Annotated in this window: 25 protein-coding genes; 5 read left to right on the top strand and 20 right to left on the bottom strand. The window is 36.1% G+C overall.

All coding sequences use genetic code 11. The annotated features are described in order from the left end of the window. Nucleotides 1–185: 185 nt before the first annotated feature. The 11 genes from ACKI44_RS03710 to ACKI44_RS03660 form a co-directional block, all read right to left on the bottom strand. Nucleotides 186–1,592: a nicotinate phosphoribosyltransferase gene (locus ACKI44_RS03710; protein ID WP_407421657.1), complete on the bottom strand. Its 1,407-nt coding sequence runs from the start codon at nucleotides 1,590–1,592 to the stop codon at nucleotides 186–188. 21 nt (nucleotides 1,593–1,613) lie between these two features. After that, on the bottom strand, nucleotides 1,614–2,981 hold the full coding sequence (cca, locus tag ACKI44_RS03705; protein WP_407421655.1) for a CCA tRNA nucleotidyltransferase: 1,368 nt from the start codon (nucleotides 2,979–2,981) through the stop codon (nucleotides 1,614–1,616). A gap of 3 nt (nucleotides 2,982–2,984) precedes the next feature. Continuing rightward, the gene (gene thpR, locus ACKI44_RS03700) at nucleotides 2,985–3,542 is read right to left on the bottom strand and encodes an RNA 2',3'-cyclic phosphodiesterase (RefSeq protein ID WP_407421653.1); all 558 of its coding nucleotides are present in this window, start codon (nucleotides 3,540–3,542) and stop codon (nucleotides 2,985–2,987) included. Nucleotides 3,543–3,550: 8 nt separating this feature from the next. Next, entirely contained in the window at nucleotides 3,551–4,681 is a 1,131-nt protein-coding gene (locus ACKI44_RS03695; RefSeq protein WP_407421651.1) for a 3-dehydroquinate synthase II, read from the bottom strand. A 9-nt stretch (nucleotides 4,682–4,690) separates the two neighbouring features. Beyond that, complete coding sequence (locus ACKI44_RS03690; RefSeq protein WP_407421904.1) at nucleotides 4,691–5,485, bottom strand: 2-amino-3,7-dideoxy-D-threo-hept-6-ulosonate synthase; 795 nt, start codon at nucleotides 5,483–5,485, stop codon at nucleotides 4,691–4,693. 74 nt (nucleotides 5,486–5,559) lie between these two features. Then, complete coding sequence (locus ACKI44_RS03685; RefSeq protein ID WP_407421649.1) at nucleotides 5,560–6,075, bottom strand: SAM-dependent methyltransferase; 516 nt, start codon at nucleotides 6,073–6,075, stop codon at nucleotides 5,560–5,562. Next, nucleotides 6,072–6,911: a pantoate kinase gene (locus ACKI44_RS03680; protein ID WP_407421647.1), complete on the bottom strand. Its 840-nt coding sequence runs from the start codon at nucleotides 6,909–6,911 to the stop codon at nucleotides 6,072–6,074. The genes ACKI44_RS03685 and ACKI44_RS03680 overlap by 4 nt, the downstream gene beginning before the upstream one ends. A 36-nt stretch (nucleotides 6,912–6,947) precedes the next feature. Beyond that, nucleotides 6,948–7,352 carry a cupin domain-containing protein gene (locus tag ACKI44_RS03675; RefSeq protein ID WP_407421645.1) on the bottom strand — a complete coding sequence of 135 codons (405 nt, stop codon included), beginning with the start codon at nucleotides 7,350–7,352 and terminating at the stop codon, nucleotides 6,948–6,950. A 1-nt stretch (nucleotide 7,353) separates the two neighbouring features. Further along, nucleotides 7,354–7,863: a flavodoxin gene (locus ACKI44_RS03670; RefSeq protein ID WP_407421643.1), complete on the bottom strand. Its 510-nt coding sequence runs from the start codon at nucleotides 7,861–7,863 to the stop codon at nucleotides 7,354–7,356. 106 nt (nucleotides 7,864–7,969) lie between these two features. Continuing rightward, a complete protein-coding gene (locus ACKI44_RS03665; RefSeq protein WP_407421641.1) occupies nucleotides 7,970–9,193 on the bottom strand; it encodes an FprA family A-type flavoprotein in 1,224 nt (407 codons plus the stop codon). Nucleotides 9,194–9,292: 99 nt separating this feature from the next. Continuing rightward, nucleotides 9,293–9,784, bottom strand: coding sequence for a hypothetical protein (locus tag ACKI44_RS03660; RefSeq protein ID WP_407421639.1), 492 nt, complete (start codon nucleotides 9,782–9,784; stop codon nucleotides 9,293–9,295). Nucleotides 9,785–9,888: 104 nt separating this feature from the next. Between ACKI44_RS03660 and ACKI44_RS03655 the strand changes: the two genes are divergently transcribed. Together ACKI44_RS03655 and ACKI44_RS03650 are read left to right on the top strand one after the other, a co-directional pair. Then, complete coding sequence (locus tag ACKI44_RS03655) at nucleotides 9,889–10,554, top strand: histidinol phosphate phosphatase domain-containing protein (RefSeq protein WP_407421637.1); 666 nt, start codon at nucleotides 9,889–9,891, stop codon at nucleotides 10,552–10,554. Next, nucleotides 10,551–11,015 carry a DUF2115 family protein gene (locus ACKI44_RS03650; RefSeq protein WP_407421635.1) on the top strand — a complete coding sequence of 155 codons (465 nt, stop codon included), beginning with the start codon at nucleotides 10,551–10,553 and terminating at the stop codon, nucleotides 11,013–11,015. The genes ACKI44_RS03655 and ACKI44_RS03650 overlap by 4 nt, the downstream gene beginning before the upstream one ends. 3 nt (nucleotides 11,016–11,018) lie before the next feature. Here ACKI44_RS03650 and ACKI44_RS03645 read toward each other — a convergent pair whose 3' ends face one another. From ACKI44_RS03645 to ACKI44_RS03620, 6 genes are all read right to left on the bottom strand, one after another. Continuing rightward, nucleotides 11,019–11,687, bottom strand: coding sequence for a 2,5-diamino-6-(ribosylamino)-4(3H)-pyrimidinone 5'-phosphate reductase (locus ACKI44_RS03645; protein WP_407421633.1), 669 nt, complete (start codon nucleotides 11,685–11,687; stop codon nucleotides 11,019–11,021). Nucleotides 11,688–11,696: 9 nt separating this feature from the next. Next, the gene (locus ACKI44_RS03640) at nucleotides 11,697–12,710 is read right to left on the bottom strand and encodes an MraY family glycosyltransferase (RefSeq protein WP_407421631.1); all 1,014 of its coding nucleotides are present in this window, start codon (nucleotides 12,708–12,710) and stop codon (nucleotides 11,697–11,699) included. A 949-nt stretch (nucleotides 12,711–13,659) separates the two neighbouring features. Then, entirely contained in the window at nucleotides 13,660–14,124 is a 465-nt protein-coding gene (locus ACKI44_RS03635) for a hypothetical protein (RefSeq protein WP_407421629.1), read from the bottom strand. Nucleotides 14,125–14,132: 8 nt separating this feature from the next. Continuing rightward, nucleotides 14,133–15,710, bottom strand: coding sequence for a DUF530 domain-containing protein (locus tag ACKI44_RS03630; protein WP_407421627.1), 1,578 nt, complete (start codon nucleotides 15,708–15,710; stop codon nucleotides 14,133–14,135). Nucleotides 15,711–15,721: 11 nt separating this feature from the next. Then, on the bottom strand, nucleotides 15,722–17,704 hold the full coding sequence (gene metG / locus ACKI44_RS03625) for a methionine--tRNA ligase (RefSeq protein ID WP_407421625.1): 1,983 nt from the start codon (nucleotides 17,702–17,704) through the stop codon (nucleotides 15,722–15,724). 219 nt (nucleotides 17,705–17,923) lie between these two features. Beyond that, nucleotides 17,924–19,156 carry an MFS transporter gene (locus tag ACKI44_RS03620; RefSeq protein WP_407421623.1) on the bottom strand — a complete coding sequence of 411 codons (1,233 nt, stop codon included), beginning with the start codon at nucleotides 19,154–19,156 and terminating at the stop codon, nucleotides 17,924–17,926. A 201-nt stretch (nucleotides 19,157–19,357) separates the two neighbouring features. Here ACKI44_RS03620 and priL point away from each other — a divergent pair, with 201 nt between their 5' ends. Further along, on the top strand, nucleotides 19,358–20,692 hold the full coding sequence (gene priL, locus ACKI44_RS03615; RefSeq protein WP_407421621.1) for a DNA primase large subunit PriL: 1,335 nt from the start codon (nucleotides 19,358–19,360) through the stop codon (nucleotides 20,690–20,692). On the opposite strand, the gene ACKI44_RS03610 is transcribed toward priL, so the two are convergent. From ACKI44_RS03610 to ACKI44_RS03600, 3 genes are read right to left on the bottom strand one after another with little or no spacing between them, the layout of a single operon-like run. After that, complete coding sequence (locus tag ACKI44_RS03610; protein WP_407421619.1) at nucleotides 20,693–21,367, bottom strand: ABC transporter ATP-binding protein; 675 nt, start codon at nucleotides 21,365–21,367, stop codon at nucleotides 20,693–20,695. Nucleotides 21,368–21,375: 8 nt separating this feature from the next. Beyond that, nucleotides 21,376–22,572: an ABC transporter permease gene (locus ACKI44_RS03605; protein WP_407421617.1), complete on the bottom strand. Its 1,197-nt coding sequence runs from the start codon at nucleotides 22,570–22,572 to the stop codon at nucleotides 21,376–21,378. Further along, nucleotides 22,517–23,032 (bottom strand): hypothetical protein, encoded by a 516-nt coding sequence (locus ACKI44_RS03600; protein WP_407421615.1) that lies wholly within the window; start codon nucleotides 23,030–23,032, stop codon nucleotides 22,517–22,519. The genes ACKI44_RS03605 and ACKI44_RS03600 overlap by 56 nt, the downstream gene beginning before the upstream one ends. A gap of 53 nt (nucleotides 23,033–23,085) precedes the next feature. Between ACKI44_RS03600 and ACKI44_RS03595 the strand changes: the two genes are divergently transcribed. Both ACKI44_RS03595 and ACKI44_RS03590 read left to right on the top strand, forming a co-directional pair. Further along, on the top strand, nucleotides 23,086–23,736 hold the full coding sequence (locus tag ACKI44_RS03595; protein WP_407421613.1) for an MmcQ/YjbR family DNA-binding protein: 651 nt from the start codon (nucleotides 23,086–23,088) through the stop codon (nucleotides 23,734–23,736). 176 nt (nucleotides 23,737–23,912) lie between these two features. Further along, a partial coding sequence (locus tag ACKI44_RS03590; RefSeq protein ID WP_407421611.1) for a hypothetical protein occupies nucleotides 23,913–24,445 on the top strand: 533 nt, incomplete at its 3' end.

The following is a 24,445-nucleotide window of genomic DNA, read 5'->3' as shown; positions in this document are numbered from 1 at the left end:
AGGAGTACTATACAATTTTGCTTAAATATTTCATTAAAAAATGGATTTTGTCCAATAAAAACTTTTAAAACTTTAAAAAATCTAAACATCACCCATAATAACAAAGTTATAAATTGATAATATCCAGATTAATAAGAAATTTAAAAAAAAGTATACAAATAATTAAAAAAAATAAAAAAATTAAATCAATATTTAGAATAGTTCTGTGTTCTTGATTTAATATCGCAAAACTTATCATCAATCAGGAGCTCACCGTTTCTAAATACGCATTGAATCAAGTCATCACCGCAGGCATCAATAGGAATGGTTTTAAATGAGTCACCTTCTTTTATGAGCTTGAATCTACCGGTTTTGGATTTTTTACTTGAATCTAGCGGATTTTTATAAATGTCAAACCATTCGTTGTTTCTCAATTGTGCAGAACATTTGAATGCGTTTCTTTGAGTATCACGGGTAACTGAGCTATGAAGTCCTCCGCCCATTCCAAAGATTATGTTTTCAGCTGCCCATCCGTTGGATTTCATTGCAAAGAGAATGTCCCTGATTTTGTGATAATTAAGACCGTCTCCCCATAAAAGACCGATATTTGCATCAAATACCTTATAGCCCTTATCGGTTTTATGGCTTCCAAAGCCCTTTTCCAGAATATTCAAACAGTCAATTGTCGTGGATACCGGTTCACCGCTGTCAGGTCTGAAAACCACCTTGTTGCCTTCGGTTTTTAAAAACTTTAAAATAGCATCATTAAGTTCACAGCCTTCGCTTGATGACTGAATCAGGAAATTCCTGTAGTCATAGCTGTCGATAACCATGGAAAGAATACCGTCTTTGGCGTTTTCGATGACGTTTAAAGCCTGAGCTATTTCACCCTCCTCGCCAAGTGAAGTCATTACGCTGTGTTCTGTTGCCTGAACTGAAAAACCGTAGACATCAGAGTCATTATAATAGTTTTCAGGTATTGTCAAAGCGGGAATTGTATCTGTACCTGAAAAATTCAAAAGATGTGCAGATCCGCAAAGCATAGATGACTCTGTTGAAGTTGCACCCCTATATCCGAAGTCATGAAGCATAAAATCCAGATTATCCTTTGAAGAGCCTGTAACGCCCAAATAGAAATTGGCAAGTTTTCTTACCTCAGCAGACAATGTGGCAACGGTAGAGGGATACCATACCTGAAGCAATAGTGATTCCAGATAGTTCGGTAACCAGTAGCATTCATCATCGGTGTTTTCTACAGTCATCAAAACGTTTCCAACGTCAACTGGAGTTCCTTCAGCAACCGCTTTTATCTCAATAGGCAGTTTTCCGTCGAATTCATCGAGGATATGCTGCCATCCTTCACGGTTGAAGATGCCTTCGCCGAGATGGACGTTCATTAGCCTGTCGGCTTCATCTATTTTTTCCTGAGTTACGACCTTACCTTCAAGATACTTTTTGATAATGTATTGAAGGCCGTAAAATATTGTTTTATTAAATTCAGCCCCAACTCTACTTTCAAGATAGGAATAAATCTTTTTAGTACCTTCAGGATAGAAGTAGTGATGAGTTATCTTATATGAGTCAGTCAAAAGACATATATTATTTTCAATCATATTAATCATCTCTTAGTGTAATTAACGTCTAATATACTGGTTAGGATAAATAAAATCATCCAAAAAGGCTAAACCTTCTTCATCACAGGCCAAATCTTCAATATCCAAGATTTCATAGCTTTCCAATAATGGTTTAGTTAGGTTTTTGCCCATTTTTATAAGTGAAATGTGGTCTTTAGTTAAAATGTGGCGAATAAATGCTTCAGGATTGGTAAATTCCCTTCTAACATTTAAAACCATGGTATCATCCAAAAGATAACAGTTTTCAAGACCGAATTTTTTAATGAAATTGTCACATGCGATACTGTAATAGACCTTAGGTCCCTCATGAACTTTAATGTCATTCAGTTTGGATACAGCAAGCTCAATAAGAATTACCGCTGATGATATCTCATCTGTCCAGTAATTGGCCTGAAATACCAGAAAGTCATTATTATTCAGGACTTTCCTTAAGGATTCCGTTGTCTTTTTAAGCTGAGGATGCAATGTATCCAGAGGAATCTGCGGAATGTCAAATCTGATGACCATGAAATAGCTTTCACGGGATTTTAATTCATCCAGAATTACATTTTTATCTAATTTTTTATCTAAAGGATAGAAATAATCTTGCTTTTTATCTGAATTCAGGTAGTTTCTTGCTGACTGGATAAACTGTGAGTATTTATCAAGCCTTAGAGCTGCACCGACATTTCTGTTTTTATCTGTCGGGTCAATGCAGATTAAAGGATCTTTAAAGTTTTTTGCAGTTCCATAATCCTTTAAATCAATGACATGTCCAAATTGCCACTCTGAAGCCTCACGCAATGTATTTTCAAAACTTCCATACTTGATTATCAGCAATTCGCAGAGATAACCTGCAAATCCGCCTACCTTAAACTCGGAACCGTATGTTCCTGTCATGTCCATGAACCTCTTTAAAAGAAGGACTTCATCATTCTGGCCTTCCTTCAAGTTTGCCTGAACGTATTTGGTATGAAGAATTGTTCTGTCAACTGCAGATTTAAGCTGGCTTCCGTCATCGATCCTGTAGCAGGGAACAAAATCGATTTCAAAACCTTCGATTTCTGTAGTCACGTAAGGATGGGATGCGAACTGGTGGTAAGGTTCGCCGCCAAAGGCGTCACAGCTCTGATGAGCCAAATCTAGGCCTTTTTCTTTCAGATCCTTTTCATCAGTTGATAATGGAAACGCCATGAAAATGTCAATGTCTGATTTTCCTCTGAGATATGTTCCTTTTGCAACGGAACCTACCAGAACGGCTTCAACGTCAAGGTTTTCCAGATGACATTTATCATTGATGAATTCCATGAGTTTGGATGAAACTTCATTTACTCTATTATTTTCTTCTTCAGTGGGTTTAATATCATCCAAAATAAGTTTATAATCCATAAATCATAACCTAAATTCTATTAAATCTTCATATATTGGTCCTTCAGGAGTTAATGTACTTTTCTTTAATGTGATGGTATTAACTTCCATTTCGCCAATATCTACGTTATCATATTTTTCTATTGTTTCTTTAACTTTATCTTTACCTTTTGCAGACCTCATACGGCCTATTGTCAAGTGTGATGAGAATTTTTTGTCCAAATCAAAGCCTAATGAATTGAACTGTTTATCCAGCTTATCATGCAGATCCTTTAGGATTTCATCCTCGTCAAGACCTACCCAAATGACCTTTATGCGGTTCCTATTTGGAAAGGCACCACAGCCTTTTATCTTAATTGTAAATGGATCAAAGTCATTTATTACATTTTGAATCTTTTCGGCCATCAAATCAATGCCTTCGGCATCGATATCGCCGAAGAACTTTAATGTGAAGTGGAGATTGAGCAAATCAACATATTTGATATTGGCATCAATCTGTTTGAATTCACGCATTATCTTATTGATTTTTGGTTTTAAATCATCGTCAAGGTCAATGGCAAGAAATGCTCTGATTTGTGACATTTTATTCCTCACTGTTCAATTATAGTTTCATCAATAGCTATACCGAAGTGTCTTGCACTTTTTTCGATATAGACTTTAACCTTGTCTCCAGGTTTTGCATCTGCAACGGATAAAGGATTGTTTTCAGCATCAACTATTCTGATTGTTTCTGCATTCTGAAGTAATGTTCTGATTGTTTTGCCTTCATATTCGGCTTCTATTAATATTAATGGTCTTCTTTCGATTTTGCTTCTTCCGACATATGCTGTACGGGTTTCTCCTTCGGTGTTAACAATCAATACTTCATCACCTGCAACGAGTTCTGACAAGTATCTTGTCTTGTTTCCGGGAACCATTACATATGCCTGAACAGGTCCTGCGTTAACTCTGAATGGTCTTGAAGCAACATATTCACTTTCAAGGGATTCTGAGTGAACTAAAAACATTGATTTTGAGTATGATCCGATAAGCATTCCTTCACCAGGCTGCATCATGTCTGTTGTATCGACACATACCCTGTCGCCTGAACCCAATGGTCTGACATCAGTGATTGTGGCGATTTTCAAGTCATATTTGACTCTTGATGCATTGTCGACTTCTGATGCGATTTCTTTTATTAAGGCAAAGTCATTTGCTTCAAAGACAACGCCGTCAGTTCCATGTTCAAGGGTTTCAAGGGCCAATTTGGCTCCGTCTATATCTGCTACGGCAGCCATTATCTTAACGTCGACCTTTTGCAAATCGGCAATGATATTTTCCAGTGGAATTACTGTCCAGTCAGTTCCAACAAGTATAATATAATCTACGATTGGTCCTAATTTTACTGCTAGTTGTTCATGTAATTTATCTGTGATTTTAACATATGCACAAACTGTCTTTCCTTCATCTTTAGCTTTTTTTGCTTCTGCTAAATCTTTGGAATCATCCAGGTTTTCACTTAAATCAATTGCTCCGTCACCTTCACCGTTGAACCCTACAAGATAAATGTCTGCGTCTTCATTGTTGGAAATAATTTTGACATTTCCCAATTTGCGGATTTTGTCGCTATACTCCAAATCAACAACATAGCTGATTCCTGATTCGAGTGCGGTTGTTATCATTTCCTTTCTGTCATCCCACGGGAGGTCTGGAGTTACTATCCAAGCGAATTTATTTTGCATTAAATCACCTTAATCTAAGAATTTTAAAGCTTCTTCTACTTCTAAATCATTGTGAACTACTTCTGAAATTGCTCTTGTAATTTTTCCAGGGTTTTCAGCTTGGAATAAATTACGTCCGAATGCTACACCTGCACCGCCGACACTTAAGGAATCTCTTACCATGGTCAATAGTTCTTCATCGGTGTCCACTTTAGGTCCTCCTGCAATGACTACAGGTACAAGTGCTCCTTCAACAACTTCTTTGAATGAATCAGGGTCTCCTGTATAATTGGTTTTTACAATATCCACACCTAATTCTGAGCCTACACGTGCAGCGTGTTTTACGAATTCAACATCCATTTCGTTTTCCACTTTCTGTCCGCGAGGATACATCATTGCTAAAAGCGGAATTCCCCAGTAATCACAGGTTTCAGCGATTGAACCTAATTCCTGTAACATTTCACTTTCTGTTGCGCTTCCAAGGTTTACGTGTACGGATACTGCATCTGCACCTAACTGGATTGCCTTTTCGACTGAGGTTACGGTTACCTTATTGTTTGGGTCAGGTGCAAGGGATGTACTTGCTGATAAGTGTACGATAAGACCTATATCTTTACCGTATCCCCTGTGACCTCTTTGAACAATTCCCTTATGCATTAATATTGCATCTGCTCCGCCTTGGGAGATTTCTTCAACAGTGTCATCAATATTTACAATTCCTTTAATAGGTCCGCTGGAAACACCATGATCCATTGGAGCAATGACTGTTCTTCCAGTATTCCTATTGAAAATTCTTTCTAAACGAATTTTTTTACCAATCATTATATTACCTTCTAAAAAAATAACATTATATACTATATTTTTGATGTTATATATAGTTTAATTTCAAATATGGTAAATTATTTTTTTGGCATGGGTGTCCATAGGTCAAATTCCTTTATTTGAGGTGGAATGCCGCTGTCCTTATATGAATCCAAAAATCCGTCCTCAGATTCATAATCCCCACTTACTTCACTTACGGAATTGTAAAACTCGACCAGTCCACGATTTCTTATTATGGTGTGTTTTGGCTTGAAAGTGGATGACCATATGTAGAATACCTTAAAAACAGTGTCGGGATGGTATCCTCCGCCCAAGTCAATGGCTAGAACGTCACATCTTTGAATAAGCTTAAACACTTGAGACAATGTTTCATGAAGCCGGACATCGGCGTTAATGAAAGTCAAATTAAGTTTCTCCATTTCTTTTCCGGCTTCGGGAGAGTTATCAATAGCTATTAAATCAACATCATTTTCAAGAATTACTTTAGAGGTGTTTCCGGTGTGGCATCCAAGCTCAATTACCTTATCACCATCGTTAATTACATCACGAATCTGTCTTCTGTAATCTGTAACGTCATAGCATAATTTAATCATAATTGCCTCTTTGTGTATAGTTTATCTATATTCAGGTTTTTAATTTTTAAATCCCTGAAGGTGCTTTCATTATCTGCAAAGGCAAATACAGTATTTCCAAGCATTGCCATCGAAGCACCCAAAATATCATCTGACAAATTAAAATAATTAACGAGAGATTCAACTTCACCAGTCATTAATTTTGTATTTTGAGAAAATCTTAAAGAAAGCTTCAGGAAGTTTTCAAGAGAAGAATCTGACTTGAATTTTTCAATACATTCATGGCCGTTTAGAGATATTCTTTTTTTATGCTCAGGATTACTTATGATGGATGAAGTGTCAATTTCTCCAAAGAATTTGGTGGCAATGAATAAATCCTCATCAAAGGATTTGATTTCACCTACTCCAGGAGCTCCGGGTTTAGTTCTTAAAACCATTCCTGAACCTGTCTGAGCTATAACATCACCTAAACCTCCGCCAAGTGAAACTTCAGCCCTGTGGGCAATCTGGCCGCATTCATCATATGAATATCCATAGTCAAAAAATTCGTTTAAGGCCAAAGATAAGCTTAATGCGGAAGCGGCTGATGTTCCAAATCCCGCACCTATCGGCAGCTGAATGTCCTGAGTTATCATTAAAGCATCTTTAATGTCAAAGTACTTAAGGACTTCATTAATTACAATATCAGAACCCTGATTGACATTTATCTTGAATTCATCAGAATCCTCTAATGTCGTTTTGACTCCACGGTCAAGTAAAAATCCGGCACCGCAGGATCCGTTTTTTAAAGGGTCGGCATTGTTTTCAATACTGAAAAAACCGGTGATATGTGCCGGTATGAAAAATGAAACATTCATAATAAAAAATATGGTGGTGATTAATAATAAATCTGTTTATTCCAAATTCAGATATTCCTCATCACTCACTTCTTCGCACCATTCATTTTCAGGATTAGTCCCAGGCACTTCAATGGCTATGTGAGTAAACCAGGAATCCTTAGCTGCCCCATGCCAGTGTTTAACGTTTGGAGGAATGCAAACCACATCCCCAACTTTCAATTTACGGGCATCACGACCAAATTCCTGATACCATCCTTCACCTTCAGTTACTAGCAATATCTGACCGCCGTTTTCATCAGCATGGTGTATGTGCCAGTTGTTCCTGCACCCCGGTTCGAAAGTGACATTTGCTACCATAACTTCCCCTTCCTGGGCTAGAAGTTTCAGATAGCTTTGTCCGGTGAAAAATTCGCCGAAGGGGTTTTCTTCACCTTTGCCGAATAATATTTCCTCAGCCATCCTATTCACTTACCCAATTAGATACCATATCCTTTGCGCCATATACGTTTGCGCCTGGAATGGATAGGCCTTTTTTGATTTCTGCCCCTTCACAGAGTTTTTTCAAATCCCTTTCAGAAGATCCGAATCCTGAGCCTTCATGAGTTACAAATGGTTTAACTGTTTTTCCGGCGAAATCCAACTCTTCCAATTGAGTCCACATCGGCATAGGAAGTGTTCCCCACCAGTTTGGAAAACCGATGAAAATAGTATCGTATTCGCTGATATCAGTTAATGTTTCTTTAATTGGAGGTCTTGCATTGTCTTGCTGTTCTTTTTTAGCCACATCAATACATTTCATGTAATCTGCAGGATATTCATTTGCTGGTTCTACTTTAAATAAATCAGCAGAGGTTTCTTCCTGGATATATTCTGCTATAACTTCAGTATTTCCTTTTTCTATGTTTTTTAACTGTCCGCCAAAGTAGTTTTCACCTGCACGGGAAAAATAAATAACTAAACTATTTGCCATAATTTACACCTTCTTATTGTTATAGATATATTTGAAGGAATTAATATATAAATGTTGCGAAACACAACAATTAAAAATTTGAAAAAAAATAATAAAGAATAAAAAATTATTCTTTAATGGATTTAGCGAGCTCTACACCTTTGTTGAAAGCTTCCTGTAAGATGTCTTCATCTGGAACGAAAGTAACGTCTAAAGTATCGGTTACGTTAAATCCTGAAGATTCCAATTCATCCTGGAGTTTTTTAACAGCTCCTCCACCCCAACCTTTAGATGAAAAGATTAAAGCGTTTTTATTGCTGGTTGTTCCTGCAAAGTTAACACAGTCAAGCCAGTACATCATGTTACCTATACGTGGGAAAGGCTTGTTCATCATGGTAGGAGCACCAAGTGCAATAGCTTTTGAATCCAAAATGTCTGTAATTACATCATCAGGTCCGTCATGCTGCATAAAGTACATTGCAACCTCAACGCCTTCACTGGCAATACCTTCAGCAATCTGGAATGCCAATTTTTCAGTTGAATGATGCATAGTATCATAAATAACCGTGATTTTGTCTTTACATACTCCGGAACCCCATTTGGAATATAAATCTATGATAAATCCAGGGTTTTTCCAGATTTGACCGTGACATGGAGCAATCATTTTGATTTGATCCACAATGCCGTTGTCGGTTAATTCCTGCAATTTCATCCTGAGCATAGGTGAACCTAAGGTTACAAGATTAGCGTAATATTTTCTGGCTTCTTTTTCTAGGATATCCAATGAATAGTCTTCATCAAACCTTTTGGAGTGACATACGTGCTGACCGAATGCATCATTGGAAAATAGGATACCTTCTTCTACCAAAAATGTAAACATGCTGTCAGGCCAGTGCAACATCGGAGCGGAAACGAATGCGAGAGTTCTTCCGCCGATATCAAGTTCATCACCTGTCTGAACTGTGTTAATTTCCAAATCTCCGAAATTGTGATATTGCTGTTCCAGGAATTTGGCACAGTTAGGGGAAGCATAGATTTCAGCTTCAGGGTTGTATTTTTCAATAGTTTCTCTTAAGTGAGTGGAATGGTCCATTTCAGAGTGGTTCTGGACAAATACGTCGATTTTAATGTCTTTACCTTCCTGAGCAAATGCGTCCTCGATTCTTGCATATAACTGATTGTCAAGTCCACCATAGACATTATCTATCAGTACAGTTTTTTCTTCACCAAATACTAAGTATGCATTATATGTAGTTCCAGGAATGCCGTATCCATGGAAAGTTCTACTATTCCAATGGAGAACACCTACCCAGTAAACTCCATCAGCGATTTTTGTAGCTTTAGCTATCATAACAGTAATCTCCTTTAAAAAAGTTTTAGTAATTAAGAGTATATTCATGATAATATATAAAATTAGTTAAAAAAAAGAATATAAAATAGATTGGATAATCTATTTACGTAACATGATTTGACTTGCAACATCCCGTACTGCATTTTCAATTTTACTATAATCGCCAGTATCAAAATCATCATCAAAATCATCATCAATTCCAATGACAGAAATAGGCTTATTATCTTTAATTAAAAGATATGCAACTGAAAATCCTTTATCTTTAATGAAAGTACTTTCATCGTAACTATACTGTCCGTTCAATCCAGTACCGGTATGTGTACTGTTACCTGATAAAGTTTCATTCAATTTATAACCTTTTGCAGCTAAAAATGCATCGATTGCATCATCACCAATAATTTCTGTTGAAATAATAATGGTTTTATCCCCATCTTTTAAAACAACAGTAGTGTCATTAGTTTCTGAGATTTTATAGTCATCAGGAACTTCAAATTTCAAATCGCCCAAAGTTGCATCTTCAGCAAAAACAGCAACCATACTACCTGCTATAAGAAAAATAGCAAGTAAAGCCAGTAATAATTTTTGATTCATTTTTATTTCCCCCAAAATATGAGAATTTAATTCTTTATATTTTTTGTTTATGAAAAGTAATATATAAATTATAAGTGAATAATATCTAATATTGAGGTTTTTAAATGAATAAAAGAATAGATTTACATATGCACAGTTTGTTCAGTGACGGCGAGTTATTGCCATCCGAACTTGCAAGAAGAGCTTTAAAATTAAATCATGAAGTAATAGCCATTACAGATCACGTTGATTATTCCAATGTAGAGGAAATTCCTAAAATACAGTCAGCAATTGATGACGTTAATGAAAATTGGGACATCACTGCAGTTTTAGGAGCTGAAGTTACTCATGCACCGATAGAATCCATTGACGGAATTGCAAAAAGAGCTAAAGAATTAGGTGCAAAAATTGTTGTTGTCCACGGTGAAACATTGAATGAACCTGTAACGCCAGGTACAAACCTTGCAGCAGTCAAATCAAAATACGTTGACATTTTAGGCCATCCTGGATTAATTACAAAAGAAGAAGCTGAACTTGCACTTGAAAATGACATTTATCTGGAAATCAGTGCACGTAAAGGACACTGTCTTGGAAACGGACATGTTGCAAGCATTGCACGTGAAGTTGGAAACAAACTGCTCGTTGATACAGACACCCACGCACCTTCCGATTTGATAACATTTGAAAAATCATATGAAATAGCACGTGGAGCAGGTTTAAGTGATGAGGAAGCCATGAAAGCTATTGTAGACAATCCCCGTGAATTACTTAAAAGCAAAGGAATCTTATGAAAGCATCAAAACTATTAAAAATAATCAGAACTGAACTTAAAGATTATCCTATCGAATATCTTAAAAACAAGGTTACGGATGAGAGGTACAAAGACCCATTGGTTAAAAAACTGGCCAAATACAATTCCGAAGCCTATGATGAAATCTATTCCATTGAAATTAAGGATGACTTTAACGTTAAGGACAGTGCCGTAAACAAGATGAAAGGCGACATAAACTACTACTTTGACACTTTTGCCGGAGGAGACGTTGAAAACCGTGAGTTTACTAAATATTTATCTCTTTATCTGGTATTTATAGCTAAAAAACCCCTCCATCCTTTCAGTGACGATAGAAATGATGAAGTATATGAATTTGATGGCGCATATTACTGCAAAGGCCGTATCAGATACATCAATGACAAAAGATCCTTATGCAGATACTGTGTCTGTAAAGACCTGGGTTATGCGGGAATGTTTTGAAATCTATTTTAAAACCTTATAAATCAATATCAAATCTTTTCCCAGCGTGAATGAATCTGTGAGTTCCAAATCAACCCCTTCATCCATCGTATCAAAGCCGTCACCGTCAAATAACGTTTTTGCATTAACACCACCCACAACCTTAGGTGCAATGCATATTCTTATCTCATCAATGAGGCCCTCTTTTATCATGGAAAAGTTAAGTGTAGCTCCGCCTTCAAGCATTAACGTCTTGATACCATTATCATATAAATAATCCATTAATGCAGGCAAATCGACTCTGGTATCTCCTGAAAAGAAGAATTCCACTCCCCTCTGCTTGAACACATTGCATCTGTCACTTACCAAAAAATCGTACTTGAACTCATTAGCCGCAGCAATTATGGTTTTTGCATCCTTGTTGGTTATTCTAGCAGCCACAGGAGTTCTGCATCTGCTGTCAACCACTACACGAACGGGATTGTCATCAGGGTTTGCATCAACTTTATGAACTGTCAGTCTTGGATCATCTGCAAGCACCGTTCCGATACCCACCATTATTGCATCCACATTTTTTCTAAGCTCATGAACCCTTTTCAAGTCCTCTTCACCGGAAATATTTGAACTGTTTTTTGCAGTGACAATCTTGCCGTCAAGTGTCATTGCTGCATTTAAAATAACGTAAGGTTTCATTAAATCACCTCAGATATGATAAAACATCTCTTTAATTTGAAGGAAGTTTGCCAATGTCTGATTACCTATAACTCCAGGCATAGTTAATGCGACGAATATACCTAAAATACCGAAAATTAAACCGATTCCCCATATTATGCGAACAGCCTGCTTTTCTGTAATAGGTCTTCTGATAACCCATCTGATTAATGACTTGAAACCGGTTTCAGGCCTTATTAACTTACCTTCATCGTCAACCTGAGTTGGCTTGAACTGCTGGCGCTCCATTACGCCTGCACTGTAAAATTTCATTGCCGCATCAATGATATTCGGCATTAAAACGATTAAAGCAATAAGCTTAACCCTACCGATGAATGCAATTGAAACGATTGCAGCACCGATAATTAGCGTACCGGTGTCCCCTGGGAAAATCTTGGCAGGATATTTGTTATAATATAAAAATGCGATTAATGCACCGAGCATACTCATACTGATGATTGTTACGTCATATTTTCCCAAAATTATACATGAAATCGTTAGAGAAGCAAGTGAGATGATACCCAAACCTGATTCAATACCGTTTAAACCTGCAAGCATGTTTGTCAAGTTGGATCCGATTGAAACAGCTATTGGAATTGAAATCAAATACACTATTCCGACATTTGCAGGTGCAGCCCAAATCAATGGAAGACCTGCCAAAAAGAGCAGGAACAGCTTTTCTTTTGAAGACAAAACAAGTAAATCATCAACGATTCCGATAATTCCGACAAGCAGTATTACAATTAACACGATACATAACGGATATGCCAGGATATCGTGCATATAGATACCTGAAAACATTCCGATAATAAAACCGAAAAGGATTCCGAATCCACCCATCTCGGCAACAATAGGTTTCCATGATTTATGCAGGTCTTTTCCTACAATATCAGCTTTTTCCAACTTTCTAATAATTCTAGGCATTGACAAATGGGTTACTGAAAAAGCCAGTAATCCACAGATAATAGCTATAACATATAACGGGAGTTGAGGTAACAACATCATAACAATCACTTAATATAGTATATGTTAATAGTTAAAAAAATAATTTGTGATATTTTGCGTAAAAAAATTCTATCATACATCTAAGAAGTGAAAAAGAATAGATTTTTCTTCATTAGTTGAACTTGATAGAATTCAAAAATGTTTAAATACTGATATGCATATAAACTTTAAGTGAAAGATTGGAAGGTAAAAACTTTTTATAAGTTCAGCCCCTCTAAGCTTCGTCTCCACGGGAGGCGACATTATTTCGGCATTGGGGTTCTTTAATCTCTCAAATACTTTTTTTACTTTTATTTTAAATTATTAATTAATGTAAAATAATAGGAAAAATACTTAAATTAAAAATAAATTAATAAGTTAAATCAATGTCTATAACATGATTGCATGCTGAACAGATAGACATTGAGTTAATTTACTTATACAAATAGATTTAAGTACCCAGAAATGGATTTTAAACTCTAATGAATATTATTAAATAAATTGTATATAAACTTTATTATTTTTTAATTTATAAACTATAGAGAGTGTCAATTAGACCCAACAAACCCAAACATAACCTATTAAGAATTATCGCTAAACAATGGTTCTAATATTTGATGATTCCTACAAGTATTATTCAAATATGAATAATAACCAGAAAATTAAAGATTTGATTGAATCAGACAATAAATCGAAGAACAAAAAAAAAGAATAAATCTTTCTTCATTAGCTGAACTTGATAGAATTCAGAAATGTTTAAATATTGATATGCTCATAAATTTTAAGTGAAAGATTGGGAGGTAAAAACTTTTTATAAGTTCAGCCTACAAGTCCTTGTCGCCACGGGTGACGACTTTCCATAGTTTATTATGGTCAATTAGGTGGCCGTAGGTTCTTCATTTTTCATACTCTTTTTATTGTTTTATTCTTGATTAAATTTTTAAAAATCAATATTCTAATCAAAAGGTAATTATTTATTGTTCAGAATATAGTAAACTGTCCTTAAGGGGATGTTTAATTTCTCGGAAATCTCTTTAGCTTTAAGCCCGTCATCTCTTAAAGACTTGACTTGGGCATAATCATATTTTTTGGTGTTGGTTTCAAGTTTGGTTTTATTTCTTCTAAGCAGATAATAAACCCTGTTAACGGTGATACCCAGCATCTCTGCAATTTCTGATGCCTTATATCCTTCACCGGCGAGCTTTAACAATTCATCTTCATAGTCGCAGGGCTTTTTACTGGCTCCCCAATGATATTCCTTTACAACTTCAATGTCCAGCTGATTTAAAGCTTCAATATAAGTATTTGAGGTTCTGTTGTAAACACTTGGTGAACAGGTTATTTTTTCAAGGTTCGGATAGCTTTCAAGTAAATTAACAATCTTAAATGAAGACAGGGCTTCAGTAATGTGAATTATGGTTACATCTTCATCCATGGCCAGCACTACCTTTTAATCAAATCCAGGAACTTTTTGGATTTGTCCGTTTTCGGATTCCTGATGTTTTCAATATTTTTAATTTCCTTTTTGATTTTGGACTCGTTTACGTTGAATGAATTGCTTATGTTTTCCAAATCAATTTCGCTGTTTAAGTTTAGTATTGCTGCGCCTAAGGCAGGATGGTTGACCTTGATATTTGAGTTTTTCATTTCCTTTTCGAATTTGAATTTTTCATATAAAATCAAATCCTTTTCATCCACGTCAAGTATTCTGATATCACTGAACTGGTTTAGGATATCGATGACCTTTGGAAATGTCTGTGCAAAGACTTTTCTCTGCTGGCGGTCCAGTTCAACACGGATGTATGGAAATGGTCCTATTTTAAGGCGGCGGTTGCTTTCAGAGGTCGTAAGGTAATATCTGAAGATATCCCAGCTGATTAATGCAGGAGCTATATTTTCAAATATTGACTTTACTATGGTATCCCGGGTTTTTAAATCCCTTTTAAGTGATCTGTTTATCTCACCGTAGCGATTGAGATATCTGAGCTTTTTCAATTCCTCATTGATTTTGTTTTCTCTCCAATTTTCAATTTCTGAAATGTCATATTCATCAATGAAGTTAGGTGTGGTATTGTTGTACTTATGAATTATTTCATCATAGGTGTTGATTCTTTTAAAATCAGACAGCTGTCTTTTAAAGATGTCATCACGAATCGTTTCGATAATTTTATCAGCATAGCGAACATAACCCAGTGCAATAGCTGTTCTTGAATGTTTATCGTCAATTATTGCAGGCCTTGTTCTGTGGAATTCCAGCTTTTCTATTCTGACGTTTTTTCCATATCTTTTTCTAAGTTCCTCTTCATAGTTGTCCACAAATTCAGAATCAAAAGTAGCCCTTTTTCTCAGCCAGCGATTGTTTTTATCCTTATATCTAAATAACGGTGAAATGGTTTTTACATGTCCGGTACGTTCCTGTTTAAGTGCATTGATGACTTTTTTAAATGAATTTCTGCCATATTTTGATAATTCTGACATCAATACACGATAGTTACCGGATAATGGTAAATATGGAATTATTTCAATCCTGCAGGTCTTCTGTCTGCTTATCTTAAATGAAAATGATTCGCTTTTGCAGCTGCATTTGCCTTTGAGCTGTTTATATTCGGACATTGAATATTTCTTATAACAGGAATCGCATTTCAAATATCCGAACTGCTCAAGATTTCCAATTGCAATCTGATGTGAGTCAATGGCTGACTTTACCCTGTCGAGGATATTTTTCTTGGCGTTAGCCTTATTTCTAAACATCTGGTTGTGTCTGCTGTTTTCACTCACTTCATCAAGAGAGACTTCGCCTATTGATTTATTTCCATATTTGTTCAAAGATGCGAATGGAGTACTGTATCCCTGTACTTCCATATCACGTCTGAGCTGTTTTAAAGATTCCAATCTGTCATCCAGTTTAAAGTAGAGAGTTTTGAAATTTTCAAATTCATCAATATTCTCCATACTGATATCATCATCTGAAATTTCCTTTAGGTATTTCTCGGCCTTAATTACCAGGACAGATTCTTCCATATAAATCAAATTTATTGAATTTGTTCGCCGATTTCACAATCATCAGGTGAAAGCAATGCTCCGCTTTCTCCGGTTGCAAGAAGCATTCCTTCAGATAATGTTCCGAATAATTTAGCAGGTTTTAAATTGACTAAAACAGCAACTTTTCTGTCAATCAATTCTTCAGGTGCGTAGAATTTTGCAAGTCCTGCTACAATCTGTCTGGTTTCTTCTCCAATATCGACCTGTAATTTCAGGAGTTTATCGGATTTTTCGATTTTTTCGGCTTCTTTAATTTGGCCTATTCTGATGTCAACTTTATCAAAGTAATCAATGTCTATAATGTCACTCATATTATCATCCTCATTTTCTTTTAAGTTTTCTTGTAATTTTTCTTTTTGAAGAGTAATTACGTCATCTTCAATCTTTTTGAATAGCGGTTTTGCCTTTGCGATTTCATAACCGCTTGGAAGGAACACTTTAGCGTCCTGCCAGTTATCAAGATTATCCAATTTCAAAATTTCAGCTATTTCATCAGCTTTGGTTGGTAAAAACGGTTTTAATACATAAGCCAACGCTTTTGCCAATTGGTTAGATAAGTATAATGTATTGGCGGCTTTTTGAGGGTTTTCCTTAACCGCTTTCCATGGTTCCTGATCGTTGAAATACTTATTTCCTATTTTAGCTACTTTAAATATTTCAAGCAGGGCTTCACGGAATTCGTAATTGGATATTAATTCACCGACTGTATCAGGCAGTCTGTTGATTTCAGCTTCAAAGGATAAGTCCTCTTCAGATGGAGCTCTATACTCAGGCACCTTGCCGTCGAAGAACTTATGGGTAAATGTGAAAGTTCTGTGAAGCAGGTTTCCTATGACGTCTGCAAGCTCATCGTTGTTTCTTCTCTGGAAGTCATCCCATGAGAAGTCTGAATCCTTATTTAAAGGAGCGTTGATGGTCAGATAGTATCTGAGCAAATCAGGCTCGAAATCCTTTACAAAGTCAGCAATCCAGATAACCCAGTTCTTACTGGTGGACATCTTTTCCCCTTCAAGGGATAGGAATTCCCCTGCATAAATCATATCCGGCTTTTTGCATCCGTAAGCGGTCAGTAATCCCGGCCAGAATATTGAATGGTGGTAAATGATATCCTTTCCGATGAAATGAACTACATAATCATTCCAGTAATCCTCCCATTTAACGTCTGTTTTTCTGGACCATTGGGCCGCTGAGGAAATATAGCCTAAAAACGCTTCAATCCAAACGTATAATACCTTGCCTTCAGCTTCATCTAATGGTACAGGAATTCCCCAGTCCATGTCTCTAGTTAAAACCCAATCGTTAAGGCCTTCTTTAAGCCAGTTTGATGCGTAGTTTTTAACGTTTGCCGGTAAATTCTCATTATTTTCAATATAATCCTTCAAGGTGTCTTCAAATTCAGACAGTTTAAATGCATATTGATAAGTGTCTTTAATTACAGGTGTGGAACCGCAGGTCATACATTTCGGTTCGTCAAGTTCAGTCGGATCAAGTGCTCTTCCGCATTTTTCACAGTGATCTCCACGGGCTTCGCTTCCGCATGCAGGGCATAATCCTTCAACGTAACGGTCAGGCAGGAATTTCTTACAGTTTTCACAGTACAGCTGCTGAATGTCAAGTCTGTAGATTAATCCTTTATCATATAAGTCCTTAAAGAAATTCTGAGCTATTTCATAATGGATTTCATCGGTTGTTCTTGTGAAATTGTCCAGTGAAATGTTCATTGATTCAACGTCCTGAACAATCATGTCATGATATCTTTTGGAAATCTCAATAGGCTTTTTATTTTCTTTATCTGCCTTAACTGCAATTGGAGTTCCATGTTCATCAGTAGCACAAACCATCAGCACGTCATTGCCAATCATACGGTTATACCTGGCATAAATGTCTGCCGGCAGGTAAGTGGAACGTATATGGCCCAAATGACACGGACCGTTTGCATAAGGAAGTGCGCATGAAATAAAAATCTTAGTCATTTATTTTTCTCCTAAATTTTTTAAGCATAAATATATATGTTTTTCATAGTTTATATAGTATTATTTTTTTAAGATTTATTTAGATTTGAAATTAAAAAAAGGATAATTGATTAATGCCTAAAAAGACATTAATTGCAATTACTATTAAGAAACTTTGATGCATCATATTTTTTAAATAATCAAAGTGGAATTAATCATCAAAGCTTTCCTGCAAAGTGATTAATCCAGTTCATTAAGTACTGTTCCTTTGGTTTCAGGGAACACCCAAATCCAAACACCACAAAGGAAAGCAAACATTGCAGCAATAGCTATACCGAAGCCCAAATCAAAGTATGTAGCAACAATTGTTATGATTACAGGAGTTACGAATTGTATTCCCCGAGCTAAGTTGAAAACCGTTCCAACAGCAGTATTTCTTATCTTTGTAGGGAAAAGTTCTGAGAACAGCGCACCAAATCCTCCAAAGAATCCTGTTCCAAAACCTGTCAGGAACATGAATACAAATATCAGGTCAGGGATTTGTGTGATTTGATTCCAGCAGAGAGTTATCATGGATATGCCGAAAGCCATTGCAAAAGCGTAAATTGTAAATGCGGGACGTCTTCCAAGCTTTTCAGCAACAAAACCGAATGTTGTATAACCAATGAAATCTCCACTTTGAATCAATATGATTCCAAGCGTTGATCCGACCATTGTCAGGCCTCTTTCCTGTGTAAGATAGGTAGGCAGCCATGAATATGTATACCAATATGCAGACATACCGAATATGCATAATATCAGTGATATCAGGAATAATTTCCTGTATTCTTTAGCAAATAATCCTTTGAATTCATGATAAATGCTTTTATGAGCATATTTATCTTTATTTTGAAGCCAAACATCGGATTCATTAAGACGTTTTCTCACCGAAACCACTGCAAGTGCAGGAAGTATTGAGACAAGAAATGTCATTCTCCAGCCGATAATAGGACTTATTAATCCTCCAACAATTGCAGCTAAAATCACACCGACAGGGGCACCGGATTGCATGAATGCTCCAAATTTAGCTCTGAACTTGTCTGGAAACGTTTCATTGATATATGTCTGGCCGGTTGCCCATTCTCCTCCAACACCCAAGCCTGTGATAAATCTAAATATCACAAGGGAGTAAAAGGACCATGAAAAAGCACATAATAGTGTACCAAGCGAATAGATAATAATGGTCCACTGCAGTACACGTTTACGACCAAATCTATCGCCTAATGCTCCAAAAATAATTCCGCCCAAGCCCGTTGCAAATAATGATATTCCCAAACACAACGCAAGCATTTCTGCATTTATATTTAAACTTGCCTGGATTTCGGATACCAAAAAAGTGAATAAAACAAGATCGTAAAAATCAAAGACCCAGCCTGCCCAGCTTAAGGCAAAAATTCTGTAATGATTCTTGTTCAGTTTAGTCTCCTCATTCATCAGCATATCATAACAACCCCATTTAAAAAAAACTTAATCGACATATTAATTTAAGTTTTGCATAATATATAATATTATTTTAAAAAAAAGGTTTTTGATTGTTCAAATATGGATTAAACTTATGAAAAAATTACAACATGAAGGAAATATTGCTTTTAAAAATGAGTTAATTTTTTAATATATGAAACTAAAACTAAAATTATGGCAGAAATCTCATATATCAACCCATTATCAAATGAAGGAAGAGAAATCATAAAAGATTATGGAGACTTGAATCAGTTGGAAAGAGAAGATGAATACCTGATTGAAGAAGTAATCCATACAACAAACCAGAAAATCTCAGATGATTCATTAATACCAAAATCTTATAAGGATTTGGCATTTAAAAGAATGCAGTGGGCAATCGAGAAGAAAAACAATAAAAAGTATAATCAGAATGAATTCGAATTCCTTTTAAATGATGCTATTTTTAAACAGGACGTTGTAATATTTCACGTGCTCTGCCAGGCAATTGCAATACAGTTCAATACAGGTTCTAGAGAAGCAAGACTTTTCATTGAATCCCAGGGAGTATTAATTCAGGAGAGACTGGCCAAATTAACACCGGCCACAAGGGAAGAGATAATTGATGAAATACTGGATGAGATAAAAACTGACGGTTCAATCAAATGGAGTTCCCTAAAGGACGTAATAGCTACCAAAAAGCTTAAGTTAAGTGAACTGCTCATTCAGGACGGAGACATTATCCTTCAGCAGGACGAATTTCTAAACAATTACGCTGATGAATTTACAGACAGAAGCCCTGACAGAATGTACAATATTCTGGTTGGAGACAGCGTCAAGGAGCTGATTCTGTCACGTCTGATTATGCAGAAAACAGAAGAATATATTGCAAGAATTAAAGAAATGTCCAAAAGGGTTGAAATGCATCCCGAAATCGTCAAGTTATCCGAAGAGCTCAAAGAGTTTATTCCCGAAGAAATCAGCAAATACAATCAGTATTATGCAGGAAGCGGTGGAATTTACGGAACTGTACAGGCAGGAAAACTGATTCCTGAAGCATTCCCGCCATGCATTGAAAATACCGTTAACGGAGTGTCTTCCGGTGGACGTAACGACGCTATTGTACTTTTATTAACCTCATTTGCATCCTATGCAAGACTGTATCCAAGGATTTTTGCATCCGATGAAACGATTAAGGTATCTGATGTGGATCCTGACTTAACAATTACTCAAAATGAGATTTTACCATTGATATTTGATGCGGCCGACAACTGTACACCACCATTATTTGAAGACCAGCCACAGGAAAAGGTAAATATCATTTCAAAGTTAGGTTTCGGAATGCACAGCGAAATTGACATCAACCATGAAGGGGAAACTACCTGGTACACTCCAATGAGCTGTGAAAAAATAAAAATCCATTTGCCGCAGTTATGTAAGCCTGACGGCTCATGCAAAGGAATAAATAACCCATTGTCATGTTATGGACGTAAAAAGTTCCAGCTTGATAAGCAGCCAAAAAAAGAAGAATGATTATCGATTATAATAATCATTTATTACCTGACCGTCCCTTATTTCTATTGTCCTATCGGCCAAGCGGGCAACATCTATATCGTGGGTTACTATAATTAATGTAGCGTCAATTGACTCATGAACAAACCTTAAAACGTCAAGTACCTTCTGGCCGTTTTTAGTGTCAAGTGCTCCCGTAGGCTCATCTGCAAGTATTATTGACGGGAAATTAACCAAAGCCCTTGCAATAGCTACCCTTTGACGTTCACCGCCAGACAGTTTATTTGGCTTTTGTTTTTTCTTATCCAAAAGACCGACTGCTTCAATGAAAAGCAATGCCCTTCTGTGCTTGTCCTTTTCAGACATATCCGCATCCATTAATGGTATTTCAACGTTTTCCTGAACATTCAAGTTAGGCAACAGATTGTGAAGCTGGAATATGAAACCAATTTCATGACGTCTGAAATCGCTTAAATCCTTTTCTCTGGCCAAATCAACACCGTTAATAAGGACATGACCTGAATCCGGCGTGTCAAGTGCACCAAGCATATTCAATAATGTTGACTTGCCTGATCCTGATGGTCCTATAATGGAAACAAAGCTTCCCTTTTCGATTGAAAGATTAATGTTGTTTAAAGCTGTAACTGCTCCGCCATCATACTGTTTTAAGACATTTGTCAATCTAATCAATTCCATCAAATCACCTATTCATACCTCAATGCTTCTGTCGGAGCAAGTTTTGATGCCTTATATGCAGGATAAAGTCCGCCGATGATTCCCACGATTAATGTAATTCCGAATGCCATGATAAAAGTCTTTGGAGTATAGACAAGTGAAAATCCCTCGGTTCCAATCAGTCTAACACCGACTTCAGCGATTAAAATACCGAAAGCAGAACCTATAATTCCGGACAGTGTTGTTATAACCAGGGTTTCTCCTAAAATCATTTTCAATATCTTTTTGCTTTTCCATCCTATGGACTTTAAAACACCTATTTCTTTTGTCCTTTCATATACTGTCATTACCATCGTATTTATGACACCTATTCCTCCAACGATAATTGCCAGACCGGAAATTGCAAGAGATGCAGCATCCAGTATACCAATTACATCATCAAGCATTGAAGACATTTCCTCACTGGTCAGGGTGGATACATTTTCATATTTGTCCCTGATGTTTTGACTGACAATCGTGTCATTGACACCTTCTGAGGTTTTAACGAGAATTGATGAGACCTTATCGGTATCTGAAATGTTTTGAAGTTTTGAAAGTGAGGTATATACACCGTTATCCGTCATCATGCTTCCGGTTTCAAAAATTCCTACAATTTCAAAATCATGACCCAAAAAGCTTAAGTTGTCACCCTTACTTAAATTATTCAAATCAGCATATCTTGCACCGATGATTACTTCATATGCGTCTTCCCCATAAGCCGTGCCGTTAATATTGGTGATTCCGACCAGATTTAATTTAGATGCATTTACTCCATAAAAAGTCGTGCCCATAACAGGACTTCTTGACTGCATTAATGACTGGTTGGCCTCGCTTACCGAAAGCTGGCCGACAGCGTCCGATACATTCGTCATATTTTTCAAGTCATCAATAAAGGATGAACTGAGAAGACCGGAAGACCCTCCAACATTGGTTGCATTTGTAACCGTGATTTCCGCTCCGCCCTCATTGAATGTTGTCTGAACGGAATCCTCCATACCTGCAGTGATAAGGCCCAGGGCAACGATTGTAGCAATCCCAATAGCTATTCCTATAATTGAGAGAGCACTGCGGGTCTTGTTTCTAAAAGGATTTTTCAATATTAATGTAATGAACTTAATGATTATTCCCCCATCATAAACTGCTTTGGCTGAACTTGAACGGATTGTGGTTTTCATCAGTCTTGTCATAATACTTGTTTAATATGGCTGATTCCCACATGTTATAATTCTGCTGCTCATCTTTGGAAAATCTGTAGGCCAATATTCCGATACTTCGTGAATCCTCATCAATATCGTTTTCCTCGCAGAAAATGCTGACCATGTCCGGTGCAAATTCAGAAGGTTCATCTTCCATGAAGTCCAGGAATTCATCGTATTCCGTTTTTGAAAATAGTTCTTCAGCATCTATCGGGTAATCGCTTGATTTTATTGTATATAATTCAATATACATCATTGATTGTAATGGCATCTGATTGTGTTCTATTGACAGTCCACGGACTTCACCCGTTTCCAGATCCAGAATGGTATGGCCTGTCTTTTGGGTTGGAAACCAATTGTCATAAGCAGGCTTTACTACATCTTCCGGAGACAATCCGGCCAATATTGTCTTTAAGTGTTCAACACCGATTACCTCAAATATTTCTTCCATAATAATATTTTAAAAAATAGCATATAAATATTTTAATTTCAAGATATTAATCCATGAGAGATTTGTCTGATTTGCTTGAAAATAGGAAAATAATTAAATCAAAACTGATTGACTACGGATTTAATCAGGATTATGTCTTTGAAAAGACCCTTTCCAATCCCAACTTCAAGGCTGTGATAAGCTATGAAAAGGATACATTATTTTCCAAAGTGATTGATTTGGAAATGGATGAGGATTATGTTTTGGTTGATGTGAAAACTCCAATAGGGAAGTTTGCAGCAGAACTGAAAATTGAATATGAAATCATAATCACAGACATTATTGAGAAATGCACAAGATCAAATGTTTTCAAGCTTTCACAAACAAAAAGATTGATGGATAAGGTTGAAAACACATATAACACTGATTTGGAGTTTCTCTGGGAAAAATTTCCAAAGGATGCCATCTACAGAAACAAAGATAACAATAAATGGTTTGTCCTTCTTGTGGCGCTTGACAAATCAAAAATAGGTCTTGATGGTGAAGGCGAAATAGAAATAGCTGTCTTAAAGCACGACAATGTCTCAAATGTCATTGATGGTGTGTCAATTCTTGAAGGCTATCACATGAACAAGAAACACTGGATTACAGTGCCTTTGGATGAGAGAATTAGTGATGAAAAACTCTTTGAATTGGTTGAAAATAGCTATAACCTGATATCATAATATAATCCACATATATTAATGAATCACATCACTTCGATAAAAAACCAAAATTAATACTAAAACCAAAAATTACTGATTAAATTTATAAATTATAACAATAAAAATTATAACTGGAGGACAATTTAATTGAATTATGTTAAATTTATATGATATTCAATAATTTGAGTCAGATTAATATGCTTAAAAAACTTTTTAATAATAAACTATTTATTTTCATATTTACATTCATTATTAGAGCAATATGTTGTTATGTATATGGATACTTGACTATTGCAGGATTGTTTATAGTTCCTGATATCGGACTTGGCCCTGTTTTTGCTATGATGTTTGGTCCGTTTGGAGCATTAGGTCATTCACTTGCAATGTTCTTTTATGAGCTTAGTATTGGCAGTGATTTATTAACGGCAATTACCGACTTTTTAATTACATTTTTCATTTCCATTATTGCATATAAACTATGGTATACTAAATTCAATAGAAAATCAGTGAGCACCCCTAAATTTGATTCAACAAATAATATTTTAAAATTCATTTCAATAATGTTCATCATTTCTATTTGTTATTGGTGTTTTATTAATATTGCACTTAAAGCATACCCTCCATTTGGCTATATGTATCCATTAACAACAGCAATTAATGTATTTTCATATTTCTTAGACATGTTTAACTTTGGAATAATCTTCGGTTTATTGCTCATCAGTCTCTTTAA

This window comes from Methanobrevibacter sp. (genome assembly GCF_045646205.1).
GTDB lineage: Archaea > Methanobacteriota > Methanobacteria > Methanobacteriales > Methanobacteriaceae > Methanocatella.
Note: the sequence above shows the minus strand (reverse complement) of the source record. Positions and strands in the feature narration are given on the sequence as shown.

Excerpts from the sequence above, each read along its gene's own strand:
- ACKI44_RS03710 (WP_407421657.1), bottom strand. The coding sequence starts at position 1,592 with ATGATTGAAAATAATATATGTCTTTTGACTGACTCATATAAGATAACT.
- cca (WP_407421655.1), bottom strand. The coding sequence starts at position 2,981 with ATGGATTATAAACTTATTTTGGATGATATTAAACCCACTGAAGAAGAA.
- thpR (WP_407421653.1), bottom strand. The coding sequence starts at position 3,542 with ATGTCACAAATCAGAGCATTTCTTGCCATTGACCTTGACGATGATTTA.
- ACKI44_RS03695 (WP_407421651.1), bottom strand. The coding sequence starts at position 4,681 with ATGCAAAATAAATTCGCTTGGATAGTAACTCCAGACCTCCCGTGGGAT.
- ACKI44_RS03685 (WP_407421649.1), bottom strand. The coding sequence starts at position 6,075 with ATGATTAAATTATGCTATGACGTTACAGATTACAGAAGACAGATTCGT.
- ACKI44_RS03680 (WP_407421647.1), bottom strand. The coding sequence starts at position 6,911 with ATGAATGTTTCATTTTTCATACCGGCACATATCACCGGTTTTTTCAGT.
- ACKI44_RS03675 (WP_407421645.1), bottom strand. The coding sequence starts at position 7,352 with ATGGCTGAGGAAATATTATTCGGCAAAGGTGAAGAAAACCCCTTCGGC.
- ACKI44_RS03670 (WP_407421643.1), bottom strand. The coding sequence starts at position 7,863 with ATGGCAAATAGTTTAGTTATTTATTTTTCCCGTGCAGGTGAAAACTAC.
- ACKI44_RS03665 (WP_407421641.1), bottom strand. The coding sequence starts at position 9,193 with ATGATAGCTAAAGCTACAAAAATCGCTGATGGAGTTTACTGGGTAGGT.
- ACKI44_RS03660 (WP_407421639.1), bottom strand. The coding sequence starts at position 9,784 with ATGAATCAAAAATTATTACTGGCTTTACTTGCTATTTTTCTTATAGCA.
- ACKI44_RS03655 (WP_407421637.1), top strand. The coding sequence starts at position 9,889 with ATGAATAAAAGAATAGATTTACATATGCACAGTTTGTTCAGTGACGGC.
- ACKI44_RS03650 (WP_407421635.1), top strand. The coding sequence starts at position 10,551 with ATGAAAGCATCAAAACTATTAAAAATAATCAGAACTGAACTTAAAGAT.
- ACKI44_RS03645 (WP_407421633.1), bottom strand. The coding sequence starts at position 11,687 with ATGAAACCTTACGTTATTTTAAATGCAGCAATGACACTTGACGGCAAG.
- ACKI44_RS03640 (WP_407421631.1), bottom strand. The coding sequence starts at position 12,710 with ATGATGTTGTTACCTCAACTCCCGTTATATGTTATAGCTATTATCTGT.
- ACKI44_RS03635 (WP_407421629.1), bottom strand. The coding sequence starts at position 14,124 with ATGGATGAAGATGTAACCATAATTCACATTACTGAAGCCCTGTCTTCA.
- ACKI44_RS03630 (WP_407421627.1), bottom strand. The coding sequence starts at position 15,710 with ATGGAAGAATCTGTCCTGGTAATTAAGGCCGAGAAATACCTAAAGGAA.
- metG (WP_407421625.1), bottom strand. The coding sequence starts at position 17,704 with ATGACTAAGATTTTTATTTCATGCGCACTTCCTTATGCAAACGGTCCG.
- ACKI44_RS03620 (WP_407421623.1), bottom strand. The coding sequence starts at position 19,156 with ATGAATGAGGAGACTAAACTGAACAAGAATCATTACAGAATTTTTGCC.
- priL (WP_407421621.1), top strand. The coding sequence starts at position 19,358 with ATGGCAGAAATCTCATATATCAACCCATTATCAAATGAAGGAAGAGAA.
- ACKI44_RS03610 (WP_407421619.1), bottom strand. The coding sequence starts at position 21,367 with ATGGAATTGATTAGATTGACAAATGTCTTAAAACAGTATGATGGCGGA.
- ACKI44_RS03605 (WP_407421617.1), bottom strand. The coding sequence starts at position 22,572 with ATGACAAGACTGATGAAAACCACAATCCGTTCAAGTTCAGCCAAAGCA.
- ACKI44_RS03600 (WP_407421615.1), bottom strand. The coding sequence starts at position 23,032 with ATGGAAGAAATATTTGAGGTAATCGGTGTTGAACACTTAAAGACAATA.
- ACKI44_RS03595 (WP_407421613.1), top strand. The coding sequence starts at position 23,086 with ATGAGAGATTTGTCTGATTTGCTTGAAAATAGGAAAATAATTAAATCA.